Annotated in this window: 2 protein-coding genes; both read right to left on the reverse strand. The window is 35.2% G+C overall.

The features are described 5' to 3' along the window. A partial coding sequence (locus tag FNK51_RS25825; protein WP_141995189.1) for a helix-turn-helix domain-containing protein occupies positions 1-309 on the reverse strand: 309 nt, incomplete at its 3' end. Positions 310-942: 633 nt separating this feature from the next. Continuing rightward, the gene (locus FNK51_RS25830; RefSeq protein WP_286178897.1) at positions 943-1,323 is read right to left on the reverse strand and encodes a helix-turn-helix domain-containing protein; all 381 of its coding nucleotides are present in this window, start codon (positions 1,321-1,323) and stop codon (positions 943-945) included. Positions 1,324-1,782: the final 459 nt, after the last annotated feature.

The raw sequence follows: 1,782 nt of genomic DNA on the forward strand, positions 1-1,782 counted from the left end.
TGCTAAATTTTCGACTGATTTCTGTAAGGCTATACTGTCTACTTCTTTTAGGAAAGAATACTCTTTCTTTAAAGCGGGAAGTTCTTTGATTGTTGCGTATTTATTCACAAAAGAGCCTTTCCATTCATTAGAGGGTAATTGGCCGTTTTGCTTCATTTCTTCACAGATATACCAGTAAGCATCTTTCTCTTTTTGTTTGCCTAAAAAGAAGTTATAGACAAAACGAGAGCAGCCAAACGTTTTATTGATGAGAACTAATTGTTCTTTAGTTGGATAGATTCGAAATTTATAAGCTTTGTTTACGACCATTGGTTTAACCCCCCCTTATAGTTATTATTACCTAGAGAACGTATGCTTGCTAAAGGTTACTTTGACTTATGCAAACATTCATCTCCCCATTACTGTTGGGCTCTAGCCCTTCTCACACTTGTAGAGGGGGTCTTCTGGGAAAATGGGAAGCTAAACAAAGGCTGCCATTGTCACTTTGGATAAAGGTGCAAAAGGCAATCTTACTTGGATTCTAGAAGCTGCACTATAAACCGAAGGATTTAACCAAGGTTTTTTGATTCGGAATTTGGTAAAGCGAGAGGTCTGCTTTATATAAGTTTTAGAAAGCTAATAAGATATTGCAAATTAGAAGGCAGGTAAAGATACAGTCAATGAATTTATTGAATTTCAATGCATAATCACATGTGGAAATGACTTGTAACAAAGGGGAGTGACTTTAGATAAAGGCAAAAAAGATACAGAAGACATTGTCATAAATCAGGAAGTTTTGTCTTTGCTGCATAGCTTTGCAGACCAACAGAAGTTCAATAAATCAGATCTTATCGAAATGGCTATCCTCATTTTAAAATACAAATAAGGTGCTGCCATTACGTAGCACCTCAGTTTTTTAAAATTTCTATTAGCCATACAATTTCGAAATGGCTTCATCTAGTTTTATTCTTTCTTTGATTGTAACCAGTCTAAAAAGTCATCCCTGAAAACCCTCTTGGACCTTTTTAAACGAATTAAAGGAAAATCGGGACTTCCCATGTATTCATCAGCAGTTCTTTCACTAACATTTAAATAATCTGCCAAATGCTCTACAGTTAATAATTCTGGTAGTTGTGATACCTCATTCGTTTCGTTCGTTATTATTTCTTCCCTTTTTTCATCATTTACGTAATTTATATGCCCTTCTCCAATGCATACTGCTACTTTCTTAGAACACTTGGGACACGTCAGTGTATCAACCCTATCTTCCATAACAGAAAAACGAGATACTACGCCAAACAGTGTTGAACAACTTTCACATAAATAAGTATATACACCTTCCACTTTCAAATTTATCACTCCTTTGACTTATCATTTGTTAAACTAACAAAATCTATAAGGAGCCAATCTGATTTGTGACAGGTTTAAACGCTTTTCACTAATGACGCTTCTATTATAATGCTACACTGAAGGACTCCTCCAGTGTTAAAACAAGGGGAAATGTTGGGACAATTCGCCGATGGGGAGTTTTTTTGGCCACTTTAAAGATTTAGCAGAATATAAAACATAAACGGATGTGAAGGAAGATGTTGATCGAGTTATATAAGAATACAATGAATCTCGTTATCAATGGACTAAAGAAAATGGCCTCGGTACAATCCAGGGAACTCTTATTAGCTTTATTAGCACTTTGTTAATAATACACTTTTAAGGTGAGGGGCAAACGGCATTGTTTTGCACAAAAAAAGAAGCAATAGCCAATATTGCTTCTGGTTTACATATATCGACCTCATGAAATTCTTT

Source organism: Bacillus sp. B4EP4a (assembly GCF_006680105.1).
In the GTDB taxonomy this organism is placed as follows: Bacteria; Bacillota; Bacilli; order Bacillales; family DSM-1321; genus Peribacillus; species Peribacillus simplex_E.